Annotated in this window: 24 protein-coding genes and 1 tRNA gene; 2 read left to right on the top strand and 23 right to left on the bottom strand. The window is 59.1% G+C overall.

The features are described 5' to 3' along the window. Nucleotides 1-130 precede the first annotated feature (130 nt). The 3 genes from LU684_RS05770 to LU684_RS05780 form a co-directional block, all read right to left on the bottom strand. Entirely contained in the window at nucleotides 131-928 is a 798-nt protein-coding gene (locus tag LU684_RS05770) for an acyl-CoA thioesterase (RefSeq protein ID WP_016485890.1), read from the bottom strand. An 88-nt stretch (nucleotides 929-1,016) separates the two neighbouring features. Then, nucleotides 1,017-1,784, bottom strand: coding sequence for a CHAD domain-containing protein (locus LU684_RS05775; RefSeq protein WP_060518922.1), 768 nt, complete (start codon nucleotides 1,782-1,784; stop codon nucleotides 1,017-1,019). 14 nt (nucleotides 1,785-1,798) lie between these two features. After that, nucleotides 1,799-2,077, bottom strand: a complete 279-nt coding sequence (locus LU684_RS05780) for a lipoprotein (RefSeq protein WP_003250254.1) — start codon at nucleotides 2,075-2,077, stop codon at nucleotides 1,799-1,801. Between the two features lie 178 nt (nucleotides 2,078-2,255). Between LU684_RS05780 and LU684_RS05785 the strand changes: the two genes are divergently transcribed. After that, complete coding sequence (locus tag LU684_RS05785; protein WP_016485889.1) at nucleotides 2,256-3,296, top strand: patatin-like phospholipase family protein; 1,041 nt, start codon at nucleotides 2,256-2,258, stop codon at nucleotides 3,294-3,296. Nucleotides 3,297-3,400: 104 nt separating this feature from the next. Here LU684_RS05785 and LU684_RS05790 read toward each other — a convergent pair whose 3' ends face one another. From LU684_RS05790 to terL, 16 genes are all read right to left on the bottom strand, one after another. Then, complete coding sequence (locus LU684_RS05790; protein ID WP_016485888.1) at nucleotides 3,401-5,272, bottom strand: SurA N-terminal domain-containing protein; 1,872 nt, start codon at nucleotides 5,270-5,272, stop codon at nucleotides 3,401-3,403. Between the two features lie 181 nt (nucleotides 5,273-5,453). Continuing rightward, nucleotides 5,454-5,726, bottom strand: coding sequence for an HU family DNA-binding protein (locus tag LU684_RS05795; protein ID WP_016485887.1), 273 nt, complete (start codon nucleotides 5,724-5,726; stop codon nucleotides 5,454-5,456). A gap of 152 nt (nucleotides 5,727-5,878) precedes the next feature. Further along, the gene (gene lon, locus LU684_RS05800) at nucleotides 5,879-8,275 is read right to left on the bottom strand and encodes an endopeptidase La (protein WP_060518931.1); all 2,397 of its coding nucleotides are present in this window, start codon (nucleotides 8,273-8,275) and stop codon (nucleotides 5,879-5,881) included. A gap of 163 nt (nucleotides 8,276-8,438) precedes the next feature. Then, a complete protein-coding gene (clpX, locus tag LU684_RS05805; protein WP_016485885.1) occupies nucleotides 8,439-9,722 on the bottom strand; it encodes an ATP-dependent Clp protease ATP-binding subunit ClpX in 1,284 nt (427 codons plus the stop codon). Nucleotides 9,723-9,830: 108 nt separating this feature from the next. Continuing rightward, entirely contained in the window at nucleotides 9,831-10,472 is a 642-nt protein-coding gene (gene clpP / locus LU684_RS05810) for an ATP-dependent Clp endopeptidase proteolytic subunit ClpP (protein WP_012271562.1), read from the bottom strand. Between the two features lie 91 nt (nucleotides 10,473-10,563). Continuing rightward, a complete protein-coding gene (gene tig, locus LU684_RS05815; protein ID WP_016485884.1) occupies nucleotides 10,564-11,877 on the bottom strand; it encodes a trigger factor in 1,314 nt (437 codons plus the stop codon). 248 nt (nucleotides 11,878-12,125) lie between these two features. Further along, nucleotides 12,126-12,425, bottom strand: a complete 300-nt coding sequence (locus tag LU684_RS05820; RefSeq protein WP_232894250.1) for a DUF6388 family protein — start codon at nucleotides 12,423-12,425, stop codon at nucleotides 12,126-12,128. Between the two features lie 210 nt (nucleotides 12,426-12,635). Beyond that, nucleotides 12,636-12,711: transfer RNA gene (locus LU684_RS05825), tRNA-His, on the bottom strand. Nucleotides 12,712-13,018: 307 nt separating this feature from the next. Continuing rightward, entirely contained in the window at nucleotides 13,019-14,101 is a 1,083-nt protein-coding gene (locus tag LU684_RS05830) for a tyrosine-type recombinase/integrase (RefSeq protein ID WP_049587561.1), read from the bottom strand. Continuing rightward, nucleotides 14,076-14,432 carry a hypothetical protein gene (locus tag LU684_RS05835; RefSeq protein WP_010953267.1) on the bottom strand — a complete coding sequence of 119 codons (357 nt, stop codon included), beginning with the start codon at nucleotides 14,430-14,432 and terminating at the stop codon, nucleotides 14,076-14,078. Before LU684_RS05835 ends, LU684_RS05830 begins: the two co-directional genes overlap by 26 nt. A 414-nt stretch (nucleotides 14,433-14,846) precedes the next feature. Then, complete coding sequence (locus LU684_RS05840) at nucleotides 14,847-15,431, bottom strand: antirestriction protein ArdA (protein ID WP_010953266.1); 585 nt, start codon at nucleotides 15,429-15,431, stop codon at nucleotides 14,847-14,849. A gap of 245 nt (nucleotides 15,432-15,676) precedes the next feature. Beyond that, entirely contained in the window at nucleotides 15,677-16,009 is a 333-nt protein-coding gene (locus LU684_RS05845; RefSeq protein WP_061405621.1) for a hypothetical protein, read from the bottom strand. Between the two features lie 20 nt (nucleotides 16,010-16,029). After that, entirely contained in the window at nucleotides 16,030-16,227 is a 198-nt protein-coding gene (locus LU684_RS05850; RefSeq protein WP_126404369.1) for a hypothetical protein, read from the bottom strand. Nucleotides 16,228-16,631: 404 nt separating this feature from the next. Continuing rightward, complete coding sequence (locus LU684_RS05855) at nucleotides 16,632-16,874, bottom strand: hypothetical protein (protein WP_060518933.1); 243 nt, start codon at nucleotides 16,872-16,874, stop codon at nucleotides 16,632-16,634. Nucleotides 16,875-17,249: 375 nt separating this feature from the next. Further along, entirely contained in the window at nucleotides 17,250-17,633 is a 384-nt protein-coding gene (locus tag LU684_RS05860) for a hypothetical protein (protein ID WP_060518935.1), read from the bottom strand. A gap of 51 nt (nucleotides 17,634-17,684) precedes the next feature. Beyond that, nucleotides 17,685-19,373, bottom strand: a complete 1,689-nt coding sequence (terL, locus tag LU684_RS05865; protein ID WP_060518937.1) for a phage terminase large subunit — start codon at nucleotides 19,371-19,373, stop codon at nucleotides 17,685-17,687. A 144-nt stretch (nucleotides 19,374-19,517) separates the two neighbouring features. Here terL and LU684_RS05870 point away from each other — a divergent pair, with 144 nt between their 5' ends. Beyond that, nucleotides 19,518-20,288: a hypothetical protein gene (locus LU684_RS05870; RefSeq protein ID WP_060518939.1), complete on the top strand. Its 771-nt coding sequence runs from the start codon at nucleotides 19,518-19,520 to the stop codon at nucleotides 20,286-20,288. Here LU684_RS05870 and LU684_RS05875 read toward each other — a convergent pair. The 4 genes from LU684_RS05875 to LU684_RS05890 are packed head-to-tail and all read right to left on the bottom strand — an operon-like array spanning nucleotide 20,269 to nucleotide 22,969. Further along, nucleotides 20,269-20,556, bottom strand: a complete 288-nt coding sequence (locus tag LU684_RS05875; protein ID WP_060518941.1) for a hypothetical protein — start codon at nucleotides 20,554-20,556, stop codon at nucleotides 20,269-20,271. The genes LU684_RS05870 and LU684_RS05875 overlap by 20 nt on opposite strands. Further along, entirely contained in the window at nucleotides 20,543-20,779 is a 237-nt protein-coding gene (locus tag LU684_RS05880; RefSeq protein ID WP_060518943.1) for a hypothetical protein, read from the bottom strand. The genes LU684_RS05875 and LU684_RS05880 overlap by 14 nt, the downstream gene beginning before the upstream one ends. A 46-nt stretch (nucleotides 20,780-20,825) precedes the next feature. Further along, the gene (locus LU684_RS05885; RefSeq protein WP_060518945.1) at nucleotides 20,826-21,329 is read right to left on the bottom strand and encodes a DUF4376 domain-containing protein; all 504 of its coding nucleotides are present in this window, start codon (nucleotides 21,327-21,329) and stop codon (nucleotides 20,826-20,828) included. After that, nucleotides 21,329-22,969 (bottom strand): phage tail fiber domain-containing protein, encoded by a 1,641-nt coding sequence (locus tag LU684_RS05890; protein WP_060518948.1) that lies wholly within the window; start codon nucleotides 22,967-22,969, stop codon nucleotides 21,329-21,331. The genes LU684_RS05885 and LU684_RS05890 overlap by 1 nt, the downstream gene beginning before the upstream one ends. Nucleotides 22,970-22,999: the final 30 nt, after the last annotated feature.

Genomic DNA, 22,999 nt, shown 5'->3' on the forward strand with positions numbered 1-22,999 from the left:
GGGGCTGCTTTGCAGCCCAATCGCGACGCAAGGCCGCTCCCACAAGGATCTCGCAATTTTCAGATTGCGCGTGATTCCTGTGGGAGCGGCCTTGCGCCGCGAAAGGAGCGCGCAGCGCTCCCAAGACTGATCAGGCAAACACGGTCACAGTCTGTCGGCTCAGGGCAAGCAATTCGCCTTCCGCCGTCCACAACGCCGCCGCAGCATGCCCATAACCCTCCCGCGCATGCTCGGTCTCCACGCAGTAGCGGCACCAGTCCAGGGTCGACAGCTTCGCCGTGGGCTGAATGAACTCGATGGTCCAGGTCAGGGTGCTGCCTGCTGCGGGCTGTTTGAGAAAGGGCATCAGGCTGGGTGGCCAGGCATCGACCAACGCCAGCAAATGCGCCTCATTGACCTGTTCTTCAGCCACATCGCGCAAGCGCACCCAACCGCCCATCTTGCGCGACTGATTGCCACTGAATGGCAACCCACCCACTGCCCAGCGCAAGGCCACGTGCCGCATGAACTCCGGAGTAACGCCTTTGATATACGGCAACTCGGGCGCTGCGTCATCGAGTGCTGGCATTTCCATCGCCGGTAACGCTGGCACCTCGACCACCGAAGGCCGGCCTGCACCGAAATTACCCTGCACCAGGGTCACCACCTGGCCATCCTGCACGGCGCGGCCGAGCAATGTGCTGACCGCCTTGCCTTCGCGCAGCACCTCCACTTCGAAACGGATTGGCACATCGGCAGCAGCAGGCGCGACGAAACTGATGGCCAGCGAGCGCACAGGGCGGCTGTCGGACAGTTTCAGGCACATGGCCTCATAAACCATGGCCGCCATGAGGCCGCCAAAGGCGGCGCGACCCTGGGCCCAGCCAGGCGGGATACTGACGGCATCCGGATTGGCCCGCACGGCGTCAAGCAGTTGGTTGAAGTTCATTGGCTGGCTCCTGCCCACAGCGATAAGGTCTGCCCATCGTAGCCAGCAAACTCCAGGCGATCAGCCCGCATATCGGTCAATGTTCGGGCTAGCGACGCGCCAGCGCGCGCAGCAGGGCATCCAGCGTCACATCCGCCGTGCGTTCCGCCTCGTGCAGTTCCTGCTCCCACGCGGCCTTGCAAGGGGCCAGGTCAGCATGGTCGCGTGCCTGCAGCAACCACTGCAGGCGGTCATGCCAGCCGCCCAGGTCTGCCTGTGCCTTTTTCAGCAGGCGCTGCAGTTTTTTCCCGGCATGGTCGAGCTGCGGGTAGGCTTCGTCGCCATAGCGCGCACGCTTGATCAGCAAGCGCAGGCGGTGGCGGTCGTGAGCAGGGTCTTGCAGGGCTTCGTGCAGCCTACGCCACTGCTTGACCAGGCGCTTGTCAATGCGCTTGTCCAGCGACTTGACCAGCCCCTCACGGCCTGCCGCCCGCAAGAACAACGGAAACGCGTCCACAATCGCCAGCACCCGGGTCAGTTGTGGGCTGGCAGCCACACTGGCAAAGGTCCTGCTACGCCCTTCCAGGCGCCGCTGCCCTGCTGCAGTATGGCCGCGCCCGATCAGTTCCGCTGCCAGCACCTCGCGGTCACGCAATGGCGTGGTCAGGGTACCCAACGCGCTGGCGGCCTCCTCCAACTGCTCCACACCAGGCAGCCCGCGCAGGGGCCTCAGCAGGCTGCGCAAGCGCCGCAGGCTGATGCGCAGGTCGTGCAAGGCCTCGCTGTCAGTATCAGCGGCCAGGCGTTCCCGGCAAGCCAGCAGCCGCACCTGCACCGCCAGGGTCTGTGCAACGACATGGTCTAGCATGGCAGACATACGACGCTCCTCGGTCAGCGCCCAGCGCGCGACTCACGAATGTAGAAGCGCGCCTTTTCGGCTTTGCGCGTGCAGCTTTCATAACCTTCGAACTGCTGCTGGGTCTTGGCCCCGGTCAACAGCGACAAAGCCTTGGAGTAACTGACAGCACCGGCAAAGCCTTCGGCCTTGGCCAGGTCCAATTCCTTCCAGGCGGCATCCAGCTGGGTCGCGCAGCTGTCACGGTAGGCCGTCTTGCCTGCGCAGCCAGCAAGGGCCAAGGCAATCAGTGGAAGGCAGATCCAGGCTTTCATCAGTATTACCTCAATGGAAAAAACAGTGGCTGTTCGACGCCCCGGCAGCTGAAAAGTGCCTTACCCGGCCAACTGTGCCTGGCCGGTTTTATTACAGTAGCTCAGCGCGATCTACATTGAAGCACAGCCTGTGATGGGTGCATTGTAGGACCATGGTTGCACTGGACGGGGAATATTCATGAGCAAACGCGTGGCACTGGTACTGGGCTCAGGCGGAGCCCGGGGGTATGCACACATCGGTGTGATTGAAGAAATCGAGCGGCGCGGCTACGACATTGCCTGCATTGCCGGCTGCTCCATGGGTGCAGTGGTTGGCGGCATCTATGCCGCCGGCAAGCTGAGCGACTATCGCAACTGGATCGAGAGCCTCGATTACCTGGATGTACTGCGCCTGGTCGACGTCAGCTTTCGCCTCGGTGCCATTCGTGGCGACAAGGTGTTCGGGCAAATCCGCAAGATCGTCGGCGAAATCAACATCGAGCAATTGCGCATCCCCTATACAGCGGTTGCAACCGACCTCACCAACCAACAGGAAATCTGGTTCCAGGAAGGCTGCCTGCACCAGGCCATGCGCGCCTCGGCGGCCATCCCAAGCCTGTTCACCCCTGTGATGCAGGGCAACCGTATGCTGGTCGACGGGGGCATCCTCAACCCGCTGCCGATTGTGCCTGTGGTATCCAGCCACTGCGACCTGATCATCGCGGTCAACCTCAACGCCACCAATCAGAAGCAATACCAGTTACCGGTGATTGAGCGCCCTGCGGCGTTCAAGATGCGTTTTGACTCCTTGCTGAGCTCATTGGGCTCTCGCCTGCCATTCCGGCGCAAGCCGGCGGAAGAGCTGATGCGTATCGAACAGGAGATCGCTGCCGATGGCCTGGCACCGCCAAACCCTTGGCTGGCAGATGCCGCCGACCCGGAAGGCCAACAACCGGCGGCGGCACCGGAACGCGAGGGCGCGCCAAAATCGGCGACCGGCTCGTTCATCATCGACAACGTGGGGCCTGCTTCGCTGCTGGACCTGATCAACCAGAGCTTCGAGGTCATGCAGACTTCGCTGGCGCAATACAAGATCGCCGGCTACCCACCGGACGTGCTGATCAACGTGCCCAAACGGGTGTGCCGATTCTTCGAGTTCTACAAGGCGCCCGAGCTGATTGCCCTGGGACGGGAAATTGCGCGGGATACGCTGGATAACCACGAAGGGGTGAAGCGCTAAGCGCTATAGCACCTGTGCCGCTCTCTTCGCGGTAGCCCGCCCCCACAGGTACTGAAACGAAACAGGCCGCACGAGGCGGCCTGTTCCTTCATGCAGCAACCACCTCAGTAACGGGTGATGTCAGCATTGGCTTCCAGCTGCTTGCGGTACGCCGCGAAGTCCTGCTGACCAGCACGCGATGCGAGGTAGCGGCGGATCTGCTGCTTCTCTTCGTCGGTGGCGGTAGCGCCTTCGTTGACACCCTTGAGCTGCAGCACCACCAGGCTACCGTCACGCAGCACTACGCTGCCATACACCGGCTTGTCCTTGGCTTGCGGCTTGCCCAGGCGGAACAGCGCCTGCAGTTCGGCCGGATCAATACCGTCCTCGCCACGGGTGACTGCTTCATGGGCCTTCCAGCCTTGCCCTTCGTGCACGCTGCCTGCGGCGATGGAGCCATCACGCAGGCCAGCAATCAGCTTGTCCGCCTTGGCCTTCAGCTCGGCAGTCGCCTTCTCTTTGGCCAGGTGTTCGCGGATGTTGCTGGCCACCGCTTCCAGCGGCAGTTGCTCCGGCTTGCGGTGCTCCTTGACGCGCAATACCACGGTGGTCTCCGGGTCGAGCTCGATCGCGGTGCTGTTGGCAGCCTCCTCCAGCACTTCTTCGGAGAACGCAGCCTGCACCACCGAACGGTTGGCGGTAATGCCTTCACCACCCTCGCGCCCAAAGGCTGCAGAGGTCTGCACCTTGAGGTTCAGGTCCTGAGCCGGCTGGGCCAGGTCGGAAGCCTCGTAGGCAGCATCCTGCAGCTGCTTGCTGGCATCGACGTAACGCTGCTCGACCAGCGGGATTTTCAGGTCACGGGTCAGTTTGTCCTTCAAGCTGGCGAAGCTCGGCACCTCAGGCGCCTGCACACCCAGCAGCTTGATCAGGTGGTAGCCAAACTCGGTGCGCACTGGCGCCGAGACCTGGCCGTCCTGCAGCTTGTACAGCGCGTCCTCGAACGCCGGGTCGTAGACACCCGGGCCGGCAAAGCCGAGGTCACCACCGCTGCTGGCCGAACCCGGGTCCTGGGAGAACTCCTTGGCCAACGCGGCAAAGCTTTCACCCTTGGCCAGGCGCTGCTCGATCTCTTCGGCACGGGCCTTGGCCTGGGCGTCGGTGACCTTGTCGTTGACCTCGATGAGGATGTGCGCGGCATGGCGTTGCTCGGCCAGGTTGGCGATTTCCTTCTCGTACTGGGCCTTGAGCTCTTCGTCGGTCACCTTGACCTGGTCGAAGAACGCCGACTTCTTCAGTTCGATGTAGTCGATCACCACCTGGTCAGGCGACATGAACTCCTTGGCGTGCTGCTCGTAATGCGCCTTGACCTCTTCGTCGCTGACCTTGACCGCAGCCGGGTCGGCCTTGAAGGTCAGGGAGGCGAAGTCACGGGTCTGCTTCTCCAGGCGAGCGAAGGCATCGACCTGCTGGTCGGTGACAAAACTGCTGCCGGCCAGGCCGGTGCGCAGCTGGCCGATGAGCATTTCCTCGGCGAGCATGTCGCGGAACTGCATGCGGCCGTAACCCATTTGGCGGATGACCTGGTCGAAGCGGTCAGCACTGAACTTGCCGTCCACCTGGAACTCCGGGGTTTGCAGGATCACCTGATCCAGCGCAGCCTCGGAGAAGGCAAACTTGGCATCTTCGGCGCCTTGCAGCAGCAACTTGCGGCTGATCAGGCCCTTGAGCGCCTCTTCACGCAGCAATTTGTCATCCAGCAGCGCTGGGTCGAAATCCTTGCCCAACTGTTGCATCAACTGACGGCGCTGCATGTCGGCAGCCTGCCCCAGCTCGTTCTGGCTGATGGTCTGGCCGTTCACCTTGGCGGCGTCCTGGCTATGGGTGGCGGCCTGGAAAATGGCTTCGAAACCGGTCAACGCCATCAAGACGACGATAAGGCCGATGATGGTCTTGGCAATCCAACCTTGTGAATTGTCCCTGATATTTTGCAGCATGCGTCCCCCAGAAACGGCTGTACCACTGCGTCGACAACCGCGGAGCGTGGGTAGAATCCTGATAAAAGAAAGGCGCATCCGAGGATGCGCCTTTTCTTAGCAAACGTGTCAGGCGGGAACGTTTGCGCCCCGCCTTCAGCGTGCTCGGACCCGGCAAGGCCGGGGCCGGCTGAAAGACGACTTAGTTGACGGCGTCTTTCAGGCCTTTGCCAGCCTTGAAACCTGGAACCTTGGCGGCTTCGATCTTGATGGCCTTACCGGTTTGAGGGTTGCGGCCAGTACGTTCGGCGCGGTCCTTGACCGAGAAGGTACCGAAGCCAACCAGAACGACGTCGTCGCCTGCTTTCAGGGCACCGGTTACGGAGTCGATCACAGCGTCCAAAGCCTTACCTGCGGTAGCTTTGGAAATGTCAGCCGATGCAGCGATAGCGTCAATCAGTTCCGACTTGTTCACTCTAAGTCCCCTTATTTCTCTAATGAGTTTGTTTCTAAGTATGTAATGAAAAGCTTATGAAACGTGCGCTGGGTGGCCTGATGACAATAGCGTGCCGCTTTATAGCAAGGGCCCGAAAAAACTGTCAAGGAAAGCCCCCCAGCCAAAAACTACTAATGCGTGCTGATTCTTTCCTTAGCATCGCCGTCGCGCTTTTCATCTTTCGCGACAATCTCAGGAGCCACATCTGGCAAGGGCTCCGGGGCGTATTGCAGCGCAATTTGCAGGACTTCGTCAATCCATTTGACCGGTTTGATCTGAAGATCCTGTTTGATATTTTCCGGAATCTCCTTCAGATCGCGAACATTCTCCTCTGGAATGATCACCGTCTTGATGCCGCCACGGTGTGCCGCCAGCAGTTTTTCCTTCAACCCGCCAATGGCCAGTACCTGGCCACGCAGGGTGATTTCGCCGGTCATGGCCACGTCGGCACGTACCGGAATCTGCGTCAGCGCCGACACCAGTGCAGTGCACATGCCGATACCCGCGCTTGGGCCGTCCTTCGGCGTGGCGCCTTCCGGCATGTGAATGTGCACGTCGCGCTTCTCGTGGAAGTCGGCGGCAATCCCCAGGCTGCGGGCGCGGCTGCGCACCACGGTCTGTGCGGCGGTGATCGACTCGACCATCACATCGCCCAGCGAGCCGGTCTTGATCAGTTGGCCCTTGCCAGGAATGACCACGGCCTCGATGGTCAGCAGCTCGCCACCCACCTGGGTCCAGGCCAGGCCGGTGACCTGACCGATCTGGTCCTGCTGCTCGGCCAGGCCGTAACGGAACTTGCGCACACCCAGCAGGTGCTCCAGCTGCTCGCTGGCCACCTTGACCTTGACCAGCTTCTGCCCGGTATGTTCCTTGACGACCTTGCGGCAGACCTTGGCAATTTGCCGCTCCAGCCCACGCACACCGGCTTCGCGGGTGTAATAGCGGATGATGTCGCGGATCGCCGAGACATCGACCTCCAGCTCGTCCTTCTTCAGGCCGTTGGCCTTGACCTGCTTGGGCACCAGGTATTTGACCGCGATGTTGATCTTCTCGTCTTCGGTGTAGCCCGGCAGGCGGATGACTTCCATCCGGTCGAGCAGCGCCGGCGGGATATTCATCGAGTTCGAGGTGCACAGGAACATCACGTCCGAGAGGTCGTAGTCGACTTCCAGGTAGTGGTCGTTGAAATTGTGGTTCTGCTCAGGGTCGAGCACTTCAAGCAGTGCCGAGGCCGGGTCGCCACGCATGTCGCTGCCCATCTTGTCGATTTCGTCGAGCAGGAACAGCGGGTTGCGCACCCCCACCTTGGTCATCTTCTGGATCAGACGGCCAGGCATGGAGCCGATGTAGGTACGGCGGTGGCCACGGATCTCTGCCTCGTCACGCACGCCACCGAGGGCCATGCGCACGAACTTGCGGTTGGTGGCAGCAGCGATCGATTCAGCCAGCGAGGTCTTGCCGACGCCAGGCGGGCCAACAAGGCAGAGCACCGGCCCGCGGATTTTCTTGACGCGCTTCTGCACGGCAAGGTACTCGAGAATGCGTTCCTTGACCTCTTCCAGGCCGTAGTGGTCGGCATCGAGGATTTCCTCGGCCTTTGTCAGGTCCAGACGCACCTTGCTCTGGGCTTTCCAAGGCACCTGCACGAGCCAGTCGAGGTACGAGCGCACCACAGTGGCCTCGGCCGACATTGGCGACATCTGCTTGAGCTTGTTCAGCTCTGCCTGGGCCTTGGCCAGGGCATCCTTGGGCAGGCCAGCGGCTTCGATGCGCTTTTTCAGCTCTTCGACTTCGTTGTGGCCTTCATCGCCATCACCGAGCTCTTTCTGAATGGCCTTCATCTGCTCATTCAGGTAGTACTCGCGCTGGCTGCGCTCCATCTGCTTCTTGACCCGGCCGCGGATGCGCTTTTCAACCTGCAGCAGGTCGATTTCAGCATCCAGCAGCGCCAATACGTGCTCGACACGGGTAGTCAGATCGACAATTTCGAGAATTTCCTGCTTCTGCTCGATCTTCAGGGCCATGTGGGCGGCCATGGTATCGACCAGACGCCCTGGCTCCTCGATGCTGTTCAGCGAAGACAGCACCTCGGCAGGGACTTTCTTGCCCAGTTGCACGTACTGCTCGAATTGCGACAGCAAGGTGCGCACGAACACTTCCGACTCGCGCTCGGCGGCGTCGGTTTCGTCGATCAGGGAGACTTCGGCACGGATGTGCCCTTCTACTTCGGTGAAACGTTCGACGGCGCCGCGCTGCTCGCCCTCGACCAGCACCTTGACGGTGCCATCAGGCAGTTTCAGCAGTTGGAGTACGGTGGCAACGGTACCGACACGATACAGGGCGTCCTCGCCCGGGTCGTCGTCGGCCGGGTTTTTCTGGGCAAGCAGGAGGATCTGCTTTTCGCCCGTCATCGCTGCCTCGAGGGCTTCGATGGACTTTTCGCGCCCCACGAACAGCGGGATAACCATGTGCGGGTAAACAACGACATCGCGCAATGGCAAAAGAGGCAAGTCGAGGGTTGTCTTCATGATTTCGCCTCTACAGCGGCCTTATGGCCGGAAACCGGTGGAAATGATGCTTGGACCTAATGTGGGGGCATGCCTGGGAAATTACAAGCGCTAGCGCAGGAAAAGCAGAAAGGGGCCCGTAGGCCCCCTTCTTGCTTGCAACCGCCACCGGCCATTGCCTGAATCAGGCGTCTGGCGCGGCCTTGGCTTGCGGCTCGCTGTTTTCGTAGATCATCAGCGGCTGCGAGGTGCCTTCGATGACGCTCTCGTCGATCACCACCTTGCTGACATCCTTTTTGGAAGGGATCTCGTACATGGTGTCGAGCAGCACGCCTTCGAGGATCGAACGCAGGCCACGGGCGCCAGTCTTGCGCTCCAGGGCCTTGCGGGCAACGGCCTTGAGCGCATCGCTGCGGAACTCGAGGTCGACGCTTTCCATCTCGAACAGCTTGGCATACTGCTTGGTCAGAGCATTCTTCGGCTCGGTGAGGATCTGCATCAATGCAGCCTCGTCCAGCTCGTCGAGGGTAGCCAGCACCGGCAGACGGCCGACGAATTCCGGAATCAGGCCAAACTTGACCAGATCGTCCGGCTCGACCTCACGCAGGGACTCGCCAACCTTCTTGCCCTCTTCCTTGCTGCGCACTTCTGCGCCAAAACCGATGCCACCCTTGGTGGAGCGGCCCTGGATGACTTTTTCCAGACCCGAGAACGCGCCACCGCAAATGAACAGGATATTGCGGGTATCAACCTGCAGGAATTCCTGTTGCGGGTGTTTACGCCCGCCTTGCGGCGGCACCGAGGCCACAGTGCCCTCGATCAGTTTCAACAGCGCCTGCTGCACGCCCTCGCCCGAGACGTCACGGGTGATGGACGGGTTGTCCGACTTGCGCGAGATCTTGTCGATTTCGTCAATGTAGACAATGCCCATCTGGGCCTTTTCCACATCGTAGTCGCACTTCTGCAACAGCTTCTGAATGATGTTCTCGACGTCCTCACCCACATAACCGGCCTCGGTCAGGGTGGTGGCGTCAGCAATGGTGAACGGTACGTTCAACAGGCGTGCCAGGGTTTCGGCGAGCAGGGTCTTGCCCGAGCCGGTCGGCCCGATGAGCAGGATGTTGCTCTTGCCCAGTTCGACTTCGTCACCCTTCTTGTCACGCTGGTTCAGGCGCTTGTAGTGGTTATACACCGCTACGGCAAGCACCTTCTTCGCGCGCTCCTGACCAATAACATACTGGTCAAGGATGCCGCTGATTTCTTTCGGCGAAGGCAATTTGTGCGCGCTGCTCTCGGCCTGGGCTTCCTGCACCTCCTCACGGATGATGTCGTTGCACAGGTCGACGCACTCGTCGCAGATAAATACCGAGGGCCCGGCAATCAATTTGCGCACTTCATGCTGGCTTTTGCCGCAGAAGGAGCAATAGAGCAATTTGCCGCTGTCCTCGCCGTTACGGGTGTCAGTCATTCGATCGATCCAATCCGGTAGGCTTGCAACACAAGATGAAGGCAATTGCGGGCTTTTTCAAGTCCGCAGGCAGGCGGTTTGCGCGCCTGCCTGCTCTGGCGCCCCGGTTCAGGAGGCCAGTTGCCGCTTGTCGTAGACCGAGTCGATCAGGCCGTACTCGGCCGCGCGCGAGGCGCTCATGAAGTTGTCACGCTCAGTGTCACGCTGGATGGTCTCGAGGTCCTGGCCGGTGTGATAGGCCAGCAGCTCGTTGAGACGCGCCTTGATGCTGAGGATTTCCTGGGCGTGGATCTGGATGTCGGTAGCCTGGCCCTGGAAGCCGCCCAGCGGCTGGTGAATCATCACCCGCGAGTTAGGCAGGCAATGACGCTTGCCCTTGGCACCGGCGGTCAACAGGAAGGCACCCATGCTGCAGGCCTGGCCGATGCAGATGGTCGAGACATCCGGCTTGATGAATTGCATGGTGTCGTAGATCGACATGCCAGCAGTCACCGAGCCGCCTGGGGAGTTGATGTAAAGATGGATATCCTTGTCCGGGTTTTCCGCTTCCAGGAACAGCATCTGCGCCACTACCAGGTTGGCCATGTAGTCTTCTACAGGACCGACCAGGAAGATCACTCGCTCCTTCAACAGGCGCGAGTAAATGTCGTAGGCACGTTCGCCACGGGCGGACTGCTCGATAACCATCGGGACCAGGCCGCCTGCGGCCTGGATGTCAGAGCTCTGCTGAATATAAGAATTGCGGGACATGTCCTGCGCTCACTCCCAAATAGTCATGGCTTGAATACGCACAAGCCAGCTCGAAGGCTGGCTTGTGGGGGTTTCCTACGAGAGAAGCCCGTTACTCAGCAGCGGCAGGTGCCTCAGCTGGTTTTACGGCTTCTTCGTACGAGACCGACTTGTCGGTCACAGTCGCTTTCTGCAGGACAGTATCTACAACTTGCTCTTCCAGCACAACCGAACGGACTTCGTTCATCTGCTGGTCGTTCTTGTAGTACCAGGCGATGACCTGCTCAGGCTCTTGGTAAGCCGAAGCCATTTCTTCGATCATCTCGCGAACCTTGGCGTCATCCGGCTTCAGCTCGAACTGCTTGACCACTTCGGCCACGATCAGGCCCAGCACTACGCGGCGCTTGGCTTGCTCTTCGAACAGCTCAACTGGCAGCTGCTCAGGCTTGATGTTGCCACCGAACTGCTGAACGGCCTGCACGCGCAGACGGTTGACTTCGTTTTCCAGCAAAGCCTTTGGCACTTCGATCGGGTTGGCGGCCAGCAGACCGTCCATGACCTGGTTCTTCACCTTGGTCTTGATCGCTTGGCGCAGTTCACGCTCCATGTTCTTGCGAACTTCGGTGCGGAAGCCTTCCAGGGTCGACTCTTTGATACCGAACTGGGCGAAGAACTCTTCGTTCAGCTCTGGCAGCACAGGGGCGGCAACACTGTTGACGGTGATGGTGAACTCGGCAGCCTTGCCAGCCAGGTCCAGGTTCTGATAGTCCTCTGGGAAGGTCACGTTGACAACGCGCTCTTCGCCAGCCTTGGCGCCAACCAGGCCTTCTTCGAAGCCCGGGATCATGCGGCCGGAACCCAGCACCAGCGGAGTGCCCTTGGCCGAACCACCCGCGAACACTTCACCGTCGACCTTGCCGACGAAGTCGATGTTGACCTGGTCGTCGTTCTGCGCGGCGCGCTCGACAGCCTCGAAACGGGTGTTCTGCTTGCGCAGCACTTCCAGCATGTTGTCCAGGTCGGCGTCAGCCACTTCGGCGCTCAGGCGCTCGACGCTGATCGACTCGAGGCCGGCAACGGTGAACTCCGGGAACACTTCGAAGATGGCGACGAATTCCAGGTCCTTGCCCTTTTCGAAGGACTTCGGCTCTACAGCGGGGGCGCCGGCCGGGTTCAGCTTCTGCTCGACGATGGCTTCGTAGAAGGATGCCTGGACCAGGTCACCGAAAGCCTCTTGACGGGCATCAGCTTCGAAACGCTGACGGATCACGTTCATCGGCACTTTACCAGGACGGAAGCCCGCAATCTTGGCGCGCTTGGCAGTCTGCTGCAGACGCTTGTTGACTTCGTTCTCGACGCGCTCGGCCGGAACGGCGATGGTCATGCGGCGCTCGAGAGCGGAAGTGTTTTCAACAGAAACTTGCATGGATATTCCTCGTTGCACAGACGTTAGCCGGCGTTAGCCCGACTCCAGAATCAAGGGCAAGCATTCTAGTGAGTCGCGCAGCAGAAGTCACCCCACTCGGGACGACGGGAAACCACGCCGGTCGATTAACTTTCATGGCCCGCACGGCATACCGCCAGGCCTGCTTCCAATAGGGGCCGCACGGCGCCCGTAGCGCCCTGTAGCCGAAATACCTTGTCAAACAACTGCCAGTGGCGAAATCGCTGCCTTTATTCAGGTTCGATTTCGTTGAACTGGCAATATTCTTCCCACTCCATCCCCAGCGCCTCGGCCACCTCGCGGTGCGTCTCCAGGCGCATGGCCTGCAGCTGCTCCGGGGTTTCGGCAACCAATTGCAGCGCCAATTCCCAGGGCTGAACGCCCTGCTCCTCGGCCGCGTCCTCGAACGCCCACTCGATTTGCTGGGCCTGCTCGCGCGCATCCAGCTCGCGGATCTCCTCGAGCAACTGCGGGTTGGCCTCTGCGAAGCGCTGTAGCGCCAGGGCCTGACGGGATTCTTTTGCGATCATTCGGCTGTTCCTCTGCCGGCCAAAAGACCGGTGTTTCAACCGGCTGAAATCTAACAGCTTTTATTGGGATGCCACTAGAGGATTGCAAGGGGGCGGATGTGAATTGGCGGTGAGGGCGTTCGCCACGACATTTTCAGCGCATGGAAGGCACGCACAGCGCCAAAACAAAAAGGCGCCCGATCTCACGATCAAGGCGCCTTTTCTGAAATATGGGGTGGACGATGGGAATCGAACCCACGACAACTGGAATCACAATCCAGCGCTCTACCAACTGAGCTACGCCCACCATATTGCGGTCTTGCGATGTTGCGGTACAGCTTTACAGAAGCATGGTGCGGACGAAGAGACTCGAACTCTTACAGCTTGCGCCGCTGGAACCTAAATCTGGTGCCAGAGCTTGGTCAATTCGCGAAACCCTTTAGATACAAGGGCTTGGCGCGCATCTTACACAGGTGGGACACACTATGCAACGCTAAATTCGTGTCCCAAGTGTCCCCATGTGTCCCGGTGTGTCCCGCCCCGTTTTGGGTGGGCCCACGGTCGCCGCTCAGGGCCTACTCTGCCCGAGCCACGAATCAGAAAATGTGTCCCAACTAGGCCGTTGTAGCCTCACCATAGTTGAAGAACGTGTCGCGCTCTACCGACTCAAAAGCGGTCGGCTGTGCCGGTGCTGCCTCTAGCGCATTGCGCGCCTGCATCAGATTTTCCGGTGCCAGATGCGCGTACCGGAGTGTCGTGTTGATGTTCTTGTGGCCCATCCAATGCTGGACGGAGGCCAATGGGACGCCGCGCTGTACCAGGCGCGAAGCGCAGGTGTGGCGAAGCATGTGAACGATGAACTGCGGGTCTTCTTCCATGCCCATGTAGGCGCGCAGAGTGGCCCACTGGTGACGCAAAGACGAAACGGTGAGCCCTTCAAAGGTAGTCAGGTTCATCCGCCTGCGGTGCAGGATGCGCGCCACGCGACTGGTAGCCGGGATGGCACGGGCGTCTCCGTTCTTGGTCTGTCCGGCGTACAGGTGAATCATCCCTTCCTGGAAGTCAGGAGCACTGAGCCCGAGGAGTTCAGCACGGCGGAACCCTGTATCGACCGCCACAATGATGAAGTCGTGAAGGCAGTTGAGCCCCAGGTGCTGGCACGCCTTTAGGACGTTGCCCTCCTCCTCCGTGTTCATCCAGCGGATACGGTGCTTGCCCTCTTTACGGCGGATCATACGTGGCACGCTGAGGAGCCAGTTGTGGTTCACAGCGGTCTTGAGGACCATAGAAAGAAGCGACAGCTTGCGGTTCACGGTCGAACCAGAGTTGCCCAAGTCCTCAAACTCCAGGACCATTTCGGTGATGGCCTCGGTCGTGATATCGCTCAGCAGCGTGTCGGCCCCAAGTGCTTTCAGCACGTTGCCGCCATTGAGTGTCATCGTTTTTTCAGACTTGCCACCCTTCCACTCCAGGCGGAATGTCAGGTCGTAGGCTTCTTGAAGGGTCTTGCGGGATTTCAGCGGGGAGATGGTGCCGGTGCCTTCGCCACGTACCGCCTTGGGTAGCGTGGCCCTCCTTGCTAGCTCTCTAGCCTCATCGGCCTTCGCCTCTTCCTCTGTGGCGAACGTTTGTCTGTAGCGGTCGTTGCGTGACCCGAGTGAAACTAGGTATCTATTTCCCTTCCTGTATATGGGCATTTTTGTCCTCTGATTCGAACAAGCTTTCAATGAATTTGCGCCCGGCGTCAGTGAACACCAGTTGCTTCTTACGCCAATCGTTCGGGTCTTCCTTAGCGACCAGGAAGCCCAAACCAGCGTCCGTGCGCCCACCACGCCCATAGCTCGCAGCGTAGCGGGATGCGACAGCTACACCTACCCCAACCAAGTCGGCCATTTCTGAAATGCCCACAGGCTCTTTTTGCTGGGCAAGAGTGAGCAAATAGATGACTTGCCGAATCGGCATTTTGGGGTCCAGGTCGTGGAACTTCTCAAGTGCCGTGACCAGGCTTGTGATCTGTGCGCTGTCCATGTTTCTTATCTACCACCTTGTTGAAAACCAAGTGAAGGCCCAGGAGCCAGATATGATTCTCACAGATGGAAAAGTAATAGTCAAGGAACATTCCCGAACGCGAATATGTTTCGAGGAAGAATTCCCATCCGAACAATGTCAAAAACACGCCTTTGAATCCTTTTAGTGAGCCTGTGACGGATAATTGTCACAAATGGAAAGGTATTGTTCAAGCGACATTTGCCTGACTAACGACTTCTCTTAGAAGATACTTTCTCATAGACAAAATCGAAAAATCCGGGGAGTCTACGCCTCAACACCCTGATGCGAAACCGCTACACTGTAAATTCATACAGTGCTTTTCGTCGGCGATAGAAAAAGCCCCCGGTAGTTCCCGAGGGCAGCGCTGAAACGATTTTGAGGAGTTCGTCACAATTACCAGGAGCTAAGGAACACGTAGCCGTCCTGATAGACGAATGTGTGGGACAGATCGCAGTCCCAAGCCTGCTGCCAGTCGATCCAGTTAAAGAAAGATTCATCTCCTTTCAGGCCGTGAAGCTCGCAGCACCACTCCTCTGCGAAGGCTTTTTCGCTGTCGTAATGGCCCCGGTAGGCGGCCTGGAAGTCATCTTCTGTAACAGAACCGCCATGATAGGCAGTGAAGGCAGCCCAGGCTTCGCCGTGCATCTCGACCATTTCCACATGGTTCAGGACACGCTGTATGTCCGGGTATTCGCCAAAGGTCGCCAAGCCCTCACCATCCCAATCGTGTGCAGCCCATTCCTCTGCCGAAGCCACCTGGCCGGTCTTATCGCAGCACCTGCAGAAGAACTGCTCGGGCTTCTTACCGCTGCACGCTGGGCAGGTAACGGTGACGTTAGGGTATGGGCTGGTGCGCAGGACGTAGACCGCAATGGCCTGTTTCAGCTCGTCCGCGTCCGCGTAGTCCTCCAGGTCGAACCAACGGCCGTGCAGGTGGCCGTTGTTGTAGGAGGCCAGGCAGGCTGCGTACATCTTCATTGTGTCGCTCCAGGTAGTGCGTGTGTTCGTAGTCACTTCCGACCGTGTGAATATATCGTATGTGGTAACGACACCCCATGCAAGTGATTTATTTCCATTTGTGGAAATGACGTGTTTTCGTAATTTTGGCGCGCTTCTACGCGGATTCTGTCGGGCTTAGCCCCTGCGAATTCTCCAGAATCGACGTACAGACGCGAAAAAGGGCCCGATTGGGCCCCTTGAGGTGTGATTGCGTATGACTTGCGTCAGCGCTTCCTCACGAACTTGGTGTAGGTGTAGAAGGCTCGACCACTCGGAGAAAGGAAGGTGACCGCGTACTCATTCTGTTGGAACACCTCCACACGCATCCCCGAACTGACGTGGCAGCGACCCTGGCTCACAAGCCGGTCAGCGCCCGCTTGATCGCCGTCCTGGGCAACGGCCCCGAACGCGTCAAGGTCGCTCTGCTTGTTGCAGTAAACATAGTCTGCGGGAATGACGCCGTTGTAACTTACGTCTCGCCATTGCGCCCAAGCACCAGAAGGGAGGGTGAGCGCTACAGCACCGACCGCAATAAATCCTTTCCAATCGACAGCCATGACTCGCCTCCAGGGACCATTCACTTGGTCTGCTTCTCGCCGTTTTCTTCCATAAACTCTGCGAACGCTTCGAGACGTACGCCATACCAGCCTTTGCCGTTTTTAGGAGACCAAAGCACGCCGCTTGGCTTTACGCGGATGTGGCCGACCACTCGGCCCTCAGGATCGACGATTTCATGATCTTCATATTTGCGCGGACGAAACGAATTAACTGCCATAACTTCCCCTGTCTCCGGCTCTCTGCCGCTAGCGATACGTGGGCAGCATTTTGCCATCACGATTGGAGCTGTGTGTAGCCCTCTGCGCAAAAACAGATAGCCGAACGTCCACACGCTTAGGATTTGCCGCTGAGGGCCCAAAAAAGCCCCACAAAGGGCCGAAGATGGCCGCCTGTGAGGCTGGAAAGGTGGAGCGCGGGATTCTTAATCTGGTGACAGGCCCTGTGTTTACTGGGGTTTCCGGCCATGTGGGACACATTCCGGGACACATTGGGCTGCCGCTGGGCCACTTGGGGCCTGCCCGGAGGGTTCTCAGAGGGCGGATTCTGACCGCTCGCTGGGGGCACCGGGGGTAGTCGCGGCCTATCAATTTCGAGGTGGGCTCTCAAATTTTTGCAACAAAATCATTTGGGCCATTTGCCCTTGAGACCCAGGACGAACCACAGCACTACAGGGACGCCAGGCCAGCCCACTAAGAGGCTCGCTATGGCCCAGGTGGTTTCGTTGGAGCCGTACCGCACGTAAGCCGTGAGGGAGTCCATGTGCCAGGTCAGGTAACGCATGATGAGGATGTATATAAAGAAGCCCACGGGGGCCAGGAGGATGCCCAGGAGGTGAATCCCTTGGACAGTCTTGAGGAGGCGCATTGGGGCTCTCTTTGGCTGCTGGAGGCGGCACTATAGAGCCCTGCGGGTGGAGGGTACAGTGAAGGTATATAAAGGAGGGATGATGATGGTGGTGGTACTTAATGACCACTAGAGATGAATCAGTGACTGCATCTCCATGATAGACCATTAGGAAACCTCAGTTAGCCCCCCTACCCCCCATAAAGAGAGTGGAGAGGTAAGGTTCCCAATGGTCATCATCATCAGCAGTCAAGCCATGACGGACACACTGAGGTCTCCCTACAGTCCGAACAGTGTCCGGCACCACGTAAGCCGTGATGTAGCCCCCGGATGAACGTCTCCGTCATCCTATTGTGGTCCCTTGGGGACTTGGGGGCGAACGTGCAGGGAACGTGCTTACTTGCAGGCTAGTCGCGCAGCGACGATGGAAGTCATTATCTGACGGCCACTCTCGCCACCTGGCGCTGCTTGCGCACGCTTCACCGCTTCGGCCTCCGTTTCCACGTAGGTGACGGATACGGTCTTACCCGTCCCTTCGATATCAGCGGTGAAACGAGTAAACCCAACGTATGCCCCGAACCCGTTCTTTCCGTTCACAGCGCCGCAAACATACCGGTGCGGCTCAGTTCCTACGACCTTCAAGTCCTTGAACTGGACAGCATCGGGATCGCGGAACTGAGCGGCTATCTGGGGTTTGGCAGCATCAAGCGTAGGATCGCCGCCATCCGAGCATCCTGTAAGCGCTGCCGCAACGAGTGTCGATCCAATAAGAAGTCGCATCACTAACCTCCATGTGAAAGGAGGATTATGGCGCTTTGCCTTTACCAATTGCTACCGGGCCCCTGCGTTGCCTCCCATCCAGCCTTTGTTGCGCTGAGGGCGGCCCAGTACGTGGCCCATGAACTTCTTCAATTCAGCGTCCATGTTCTTGGTCCGTATCTCCTGGACAGCCTTGTCGTTGTCCCGAGCCATGTGGTCTACCCAGTACGCTACGGCCATCGCCAGGGCATCGAGCCGGTCATCATGGGACAAGGCCCCACGGTCGCGTGTGAGGCGCGTGAGCTGGTAGAACAAGCTGTACTTGATGTCTGCCTGGGCCGACTCAAAGTCCCGCTCAATCAGCTTCTGGTCCACGATGAGACGGTGCTGCGTGAGGACGGGTTCCAGGGTGTCGATGACGCGCTGCTCTTTCTGCTGCGAGTGCTTCACCTCTTCGACCAGGCAGCGGTGATGCTTCTGCAGGATCGGCTGGAAGAGCTTGGTGTACATGCCGTCACCGAAGTTGGCTTCGATGATGATGTGGTTTGCTTGGTGCGCCTTGGCGATCTTGGCGAGCGTCTCCAGTGTTTCATCGGAGTAGCCACCACGGAGGCCCCCAGCGGCCACCAGGAACAGGTTGCCCATGAGGACTTTCACCACGGCATAGCCGGTTTCGTCTTGACCACGGCCCGAGGGGTCAATAGCCATCACGCATCCGGTGTACTCGCTCATCTCGCTGGCGTGCCACATAGGCCGGTAGAAGCGGTCCCCGGTGAGCGCAACGGTGGGCATATCGTTGATGCAGAGTTCAGGCGATGCAGCCCAGGCCAACTTGACGTGAGCCATGATCGGGTTGAGGTTCATCACCATCAGGTCTTGGACCTTGAGTGGGAACTTGTCACCGTCACTGAGGCTGGTGTCCAGCATGAACTGGAGGGCAAAGCCAGCGCGGCCATACGAGGCCATACGCTCCATCAGGTCTTTCTCATCGAACCTTCGCGGGTCCGTGGGCTTGCCTGAAAGTGTTGGGTCAGCTTCCATCGCTTGCGTGATGAATGGGGCCAAGCTGCCCTTGTAGTGCGGCACCTTCTGGAGTGTCGGGTACAGCGCGGGCCACACACGGATTTCATAGCCGCGTTCGGGGAGCCGGTTGTACAAGGACATCTCACACTGAGGTGTGCCCAGGTAGATGATGCGTGCCGACTGGAGCGGCTTGAGGATCGCATCGAATTCCTTCACGGCCTCGGACAGCTTGTCCCGCATCATCTGCGTGGCAGAGTTGTTCGGAATTTCGATGTCGTCCGCAATGATGATGTCGGCACGGGAACCAGTGATCTGGCCCATGATGCCCACGGACTTAACCGAAGGGGACTGGTCAGGAAGCGCGGGGGCAACCTCAAACGCCACCATCTTGTCGATCTGATCCGGCCCCGGCTTGAGGTGCTGGAGCAACGGCATTTCGTGGATGAGGCGTTTGACGAAGGTGGAGAACGCATCGGCGCGTGCGCTGGAGGCGGACACTACCAGGATGCGGAGTTGGGGGTTTCGCCACAGGAGCCAGCACACGAATGCGGCTGTGACCCATGACTTTCCCACACCCCGGAAGGCTTCAATGACGCATCGCCGGGGACCGTGTTGTAGGTATCGGGCGATGTCGTACTGGACGGGAGTAGGTTCGGGAAGGTTGAGGTGTTTCCACACCAGGTAGATGAACTTTCGAAAATCCTCCTGGGCGGGATGAACTTTAACGCGGTCAGCCATACGGCGAAGGGACTCCTTGGGCCCGCGCAGGAGCGAGCCAAGGCATAGCCGCAAGGCCGCCCAGGACGCGCCTGGGGGCACCTGTTATTGTTGTTTTTGAGTACGGTATATTGGCCTAGACACGGCCAATGAACTGGTAGAGAAATGGGATCGCTAGATTTTTACGCTGAGGAGCTAGGCCGCCAGGGCCTGATTATTCCGCCGTTCTGTAATAGGGACATGCTCGGGCGGATGGTAGACATCGTTCGAGAGCAATCTCCTGATATGGACTCGAAACTGGTATCGGTGCTGTCGGAGGTCTACACGCCCGCATGGTTCGCCACCATGGTCGTGTCTCGCTATGCTCAAACCCCGGTTATCAAGGAATACGCGATTACCATTAGCGAGGCGATAGAAGCCCATTTGCTCGGGTTAGATCACATTGCAGTGGCCGGGCTCATGCCCATCATTGAGGGGGCCATCGTGAAACTGGGCCTCGCCAACGGCATTAGCGCCAGAAAGACGATGAAGCAGAAGGTGGTAGCGCTCACCACATGCGCCATCGAGAAGAACCGCACAAAGAAGCTGGGAGATTATGAGGAGGTCGATTCGATGCTTCGCTCATTCATGGCCTTCCTTGAGACCTTCTTTTATGAAAACAGCGAGCGCTATCCGTTGCCGGACAAGACAAACCGCAACGGCATCCTCCACGGCGCATACGCGGATATCGATTACGGCCATCCGATCAACTTCTACAAGACGCTCACGGCGCTGAACATGCTGTGCTGGATTTCGGAATTCAATCCTTTTGCACCGAAGAACACGCCGGAGAGCCAGGCTCTTGCTGCGTACTACCTTTCGATGATACGCCTGCGTCCACAAGTCAAGGCTGGCTGTCATGAGCTGATCTTCGGCGCTACCTCGGAAGCGCGATAACGTTGTCGTCATCGAACACAGGCAGGTCGCTGAGGTCGCCCATGGTGCTGCCCTTGGGCGCCAGGGACTCAATTTTGTTGTCTTTCAGGAACTGGCGGATGACGTTGAGGTAGGCCGGTGCCGGTGGCGAACGCACCAACTTCCCGTCCTCCATCACACCTTCGCCGTCGATGGTCACGGGGACACCCCGCATGATTTCGAGGCACCACACGGCGAACTCGTTGTGGACTACTGCAAGTTCCTTTTCGGTTGCTCTATCCGAGGACATGGTGGACTACCATTTCGAGTGCTTTGGGGAAGCCGAAGTAGTTCACGGCCATGGTGATAGCTACGCCCAGGGCGAGCCATTTGATTTGAGTGAGGTTGTCCTGGATGTTGGTCAGGGCCTCATTCAAGGCTTCTGTCATCTTCTGGACCACGCCCAGTTCTTTTTCTTGCGCCTCCACGCGGACCTCCAGACGGGTCACGCGGCGGTCGATTGTTTCGCTCATTGTTGTTTTCCAAGTGGTGGCCCCCGGTCTCCCGAGGGCGAATCAATTAAGAGGTTGTAGTGGTCTGGACCCATAGGGCCGTTTGGGCTTCCCCGGAGAGCCTGAGCGCCTCCTGGAGTTCGGCCTTGGTGGCCTGGATGGTGCTGTTGTTCGCAAGTACCCAAGTGATGGTGTCGGTGTCGCCCAGGGCAACAATGGAGCGAGCCATGCGGTTCTGGCTGGCCTCATCGCCGTTGAAGGTATTACCTGCGGTGGTGGTTACTTTGATGGCTGCAACGGAATCGGCGCGACTCAGAACGAACTCCATCCGTGTGGTGGAGCTGGAGACCACAAAGTCCCCTACGGTTCCGAAGTCCCCTGCTACTGCGCGTGTGAATAGCTCGCGCCCGTAGTCGTGAGTGTCATCCTGGCTGGCCGTGAATGGGGCCTCACCAATCCCTGTGAAGGTGACAGTGAGGGTCACGGCGGTTTTGTCAGCGTTGGCATAGGCCGGGCCCGAAGCCGTGGTGTATACCGCTGGAGTGGAGCTGGTGGTGCTGGTATCGGTCATTACGCTACTCGCAACATAACGGTGGCCTTGTAGCCGGAGGAAAGGTATCCGCACACCATCCAGGTGCCGGATGCCGTGACGGAAGATTGGTAGTTGTAGGAGCCGTAGTAGATGGCAGAGCCAGCCAGGAGCGTGCCTGGGGCGTAGTTGCCGTTCGCCCACATGAAGGCATAGGTGCCGACCGCGCCCACTGCGAGCTGGCCGGTGTACGCCCCCAAGTTGCCCGTATGGATGATTGGGTAAGACACGTTCCCCATGGACCAGCCACCGACCTTGAACACGTTGTCCGTGTCGATGCCCAGGTAGCAGGCGTACTGCCCATCGCGAATGAACGCCATGACGGCGGAGGCATAGTCGTTGGAGCCGTTACCGATGGTGAGTGCGTTGGCTGCACCACTGGAGGTGATGTTGGCGATGGCGGGCGGGTTGGCTGATACAAAGCGCATCCCCGTTGTGTCGTGCGTCTCTCCTGCCTTGAGGTAGTCAGCGATAGCGAAGTGAGCGCTGTTGTACACCGTGAGCCAGCCGGACCAGGTAGTTGCTGCCGTGGCGTAACGGAAGAAGCGCTCAGTGCCTGAGGAGAACTCCTGGCAGATCGTGGTCAGCGCCGATGAGTCCTTCCACTGCGCATGATTCACTAGGACGCCGTAGGTAGGGTCGCCTAGACCTGGGATAGCTAACCCTGCTGGCCCCCCGGAGATGAACCCCACCTGGGTGCCTGTGCCGTACAAGTCCGCTGGAGTTGCAGCCGCCATCGTGGTGCTTCGGAAGTCCACAACGGCCCCCAGGCCATGCGCCAGGTGGGACGGGAAGTACTCCAGCCCTGTTTCCGTGGAGTTCTGCCGAAGAGCCTGGAGCGCCTCCCCCGTTGCGGCAGGCAGCTTCAAGCTCGCAGCGTAACCGGCTGCCTGCTGCTCAGACGTTGCGGCATTGGTCTCGCTGGTTTTCGCAGCGGCCTGAGAGGCGGCACTGGCTGTCTCCGATGCCGAAGCTGCGGCTGCCGAGTTCGCGGCGTTGGTTTCGCTCGTTTTGGCAGCCGTTTGGGAAGCTGAGGTTGCGGCTTCTGCGGCCTGAGTGATGGTGTTGAGGTCGTTCACAGCAGTCGTGTGAATCGCCTCCAGGTCACTGTTGGCGGCTGTACGGATAGCAGTGGTCTTGTCGATGGAGTCCTGCTCAATCGAAAGCATGGTGTTCTTGAAGTTGACGTTCATGTAGTTGAGCGTCATCAGGTCTTGCGCATCTACAGGGTCTGCGAAGTCAGTGGCGCGGACGCCTTGCCCATCCCATACGCCATCAGCGGTCAGGTGGATGCTGGCCTGGGTGCCGTCATACGCCTCCTGGGCGCAGTACAGGTTGTACGTGACAATCAGGTCCAGGTCCGCTTCGAGGAGCGTGGAGCCATCCTGGAAAGAAACGATGGCGGAATCCTTGGGAGTGATCCGGCGAATCTCGACCACGCCACCAGCAGTAGGCGCAGAGGCGATCTTGATGGTGTACGAATCTACCCATGTGAAGGCCGTGACCACTGTGTCTACGGACACCTGGATGTGGGCCGTGTCCAGGTATGGGAAGTTGAAGGGAAAGTTTGTGGTTGCTCCGTCCGCTTTCAACTGGACGTAGCTGTAGGGTGTGTAAGCCAAATAGAGGGTTCCAAAAAAAGAAAACCCCAG

This window comes from Pseudomonas sp. NMI542_15 (assembly GCF_021283425.1).
GTDB lineage: Bacteria > Pseudomonadota > Gammaproteobacteria > Pseudomonadales > Pseudomonadaceae > Aquipseudomonas > Aquipseudomonas fortuita.

Bases quoted from the DNA above. Each gene is read 5' to 3' on its own strand.
- LU684_RS05830 (WP_049587561.1), bottom strand. From the start codon at position 14,101: ATGCCCATATACAGGAAGGGAAATAGATACCTAGTTTCACTCGGGTCA.
- LU684_RS05885 (WP_060518945.1), bottom strand. From the start codon at position 21,329: ATGACCGATACCAGCACCACCAGCTCCACTCCAGCGGTATACACCACG.
- clpX (WP_016485885.1), bottom strand. From the start codon at position 9,722: ATGACTGACACCCGTAACGGCGAGGACAGCGGCAAATTGCTCTATTGC.
- LU684_RS05780 (WP_003250254.1), bottom strand. From the start codon at position 2,077: ATGAAAGCCTGGATCTGCCTTCCACTGATTGCCTTGGCCCTTGCTGGC.
- LU684_RS05790 (WP_016485888.1), bottom strand. From the start codon at position 5,272: ATGCTGCAAAATATCAGGGACAATTCACAAGGTTGGATTGCCAAGACC.
- LU684_RS05835 (WP_010953267.1), bottom strand. From the start codon at position 14,432: ATGGACAGCGCACAGATCACAAGCCTGGTCACGGCACTTGAGAAGTTC.
- LU684_RS05785 (WP_016485889.1), top strand. From the start codon at position 2,256: ATGAGCAAACGCGTGGCACTGGTACTGGGCTCAGGCGGAGCCCGGGGG.
- LU684_RS05850 (WP_126404369.1), bottom strand. From the start codon at position 16,227: ATGGCAGTTAATTCGTTTCGTCCGCGCAAATATGAAGATCATGAAATC.
- LU684_RS05840 (WP_010953266.1), bottom strand. From the start codon at position 15,431: ATGAAGATGTACGCAGCCTGCCTGGCCTCCTACAACAACGGCCACCTG.
- LU684_RS05820 (WP_232894250.1), bottom strand. From the start codon at position 12,425: ATGATCGCAAAAGAATCCCGTCAGGCCCTGGCGCTACAGCGCTTCGCA.
- LU684_RS05880 (WP_060518943.1), bottom strand. From the start codon at position 20,779: ATGAGCGAAACAATCGACCGCCGCGTGACCCGTCTGGAGGTCCGCGTG.
- terL (WP_060518937.1), bottom strand. From the start codon at position 19,373: ATGGCTGACCGCGTTAAAGTTCATCCCGCCCAGGAGGATTTTCGAAAG.
- clpP (WP_012271562.1), bottom strand. From the start codon at position 10,472: ATGTCCCGCAATTCTTATATTCAGCAGAGCTCTGACATCCAGGCCGCA.
- lon (WP_060518931.1), bottom strand. From the start codon at position 8,275: ATGAAGACAACCCTCGACTTGCCTCTTTTGCCATTGCGCGATGTCGTT.
- LU684_RS05775 (WP_060518922.1), bottom strand. From the start codon at position 1,784: ATGTCTGCCATGCTAGACCATGTCGTTGCACAGACCCTGGCGGTGCAG.
- LU684_RS05870 (WP_060518939.1), top strand. From the start codon at position 19,518: ATGGGATCGCTAGATTTTTACGCTGAGGAGCTAGGCCGCCAGGGCCTG.
- LU684_RS05770 (WP_016485890.1), bottom strand. From the start codon at position 928: ATGAACTTCAACCAACTGCTTGACGCCGTGCGGGCCAATCCGGATGCC.
- LU684_RS05855 (WP_060518933.1), bottom strand. From the start codon at position 16,874: ATGCGCCTCCTCAAGACTGTCCAAGGGATTCACCTCCTGGGCATCCTC.
- LU684_RS05860 (WP_060518935.1), bottom strand. From the start codon at position 17,633: ATGCGACTTCTTATTGGATCGACACTCGTTGCGGCAGCGCTTACAGGA.
- tig (WP_016485884.1), bottom strand. From the start codon at position 11,877: ATGCAAGTTTCTGTTGAAAACACTTCCGCTCTCGAGCGCCGCATGACC.
- LU684_RS05845 (WP_061405621.1), bottom strand. From the start codon at position 16,009: ATGGCTGTCGATTGGAAAGGATTTATTGCGGTCGGTGCTGTAGCGCTC.
- LU684_RS05875 (WP_060518941.1), bottom strand. From the start codon at position 20,556: ATGTCCTCGGATAGAGCAACCGAAAAGGAACTTGCAGTAGTCCACAAC.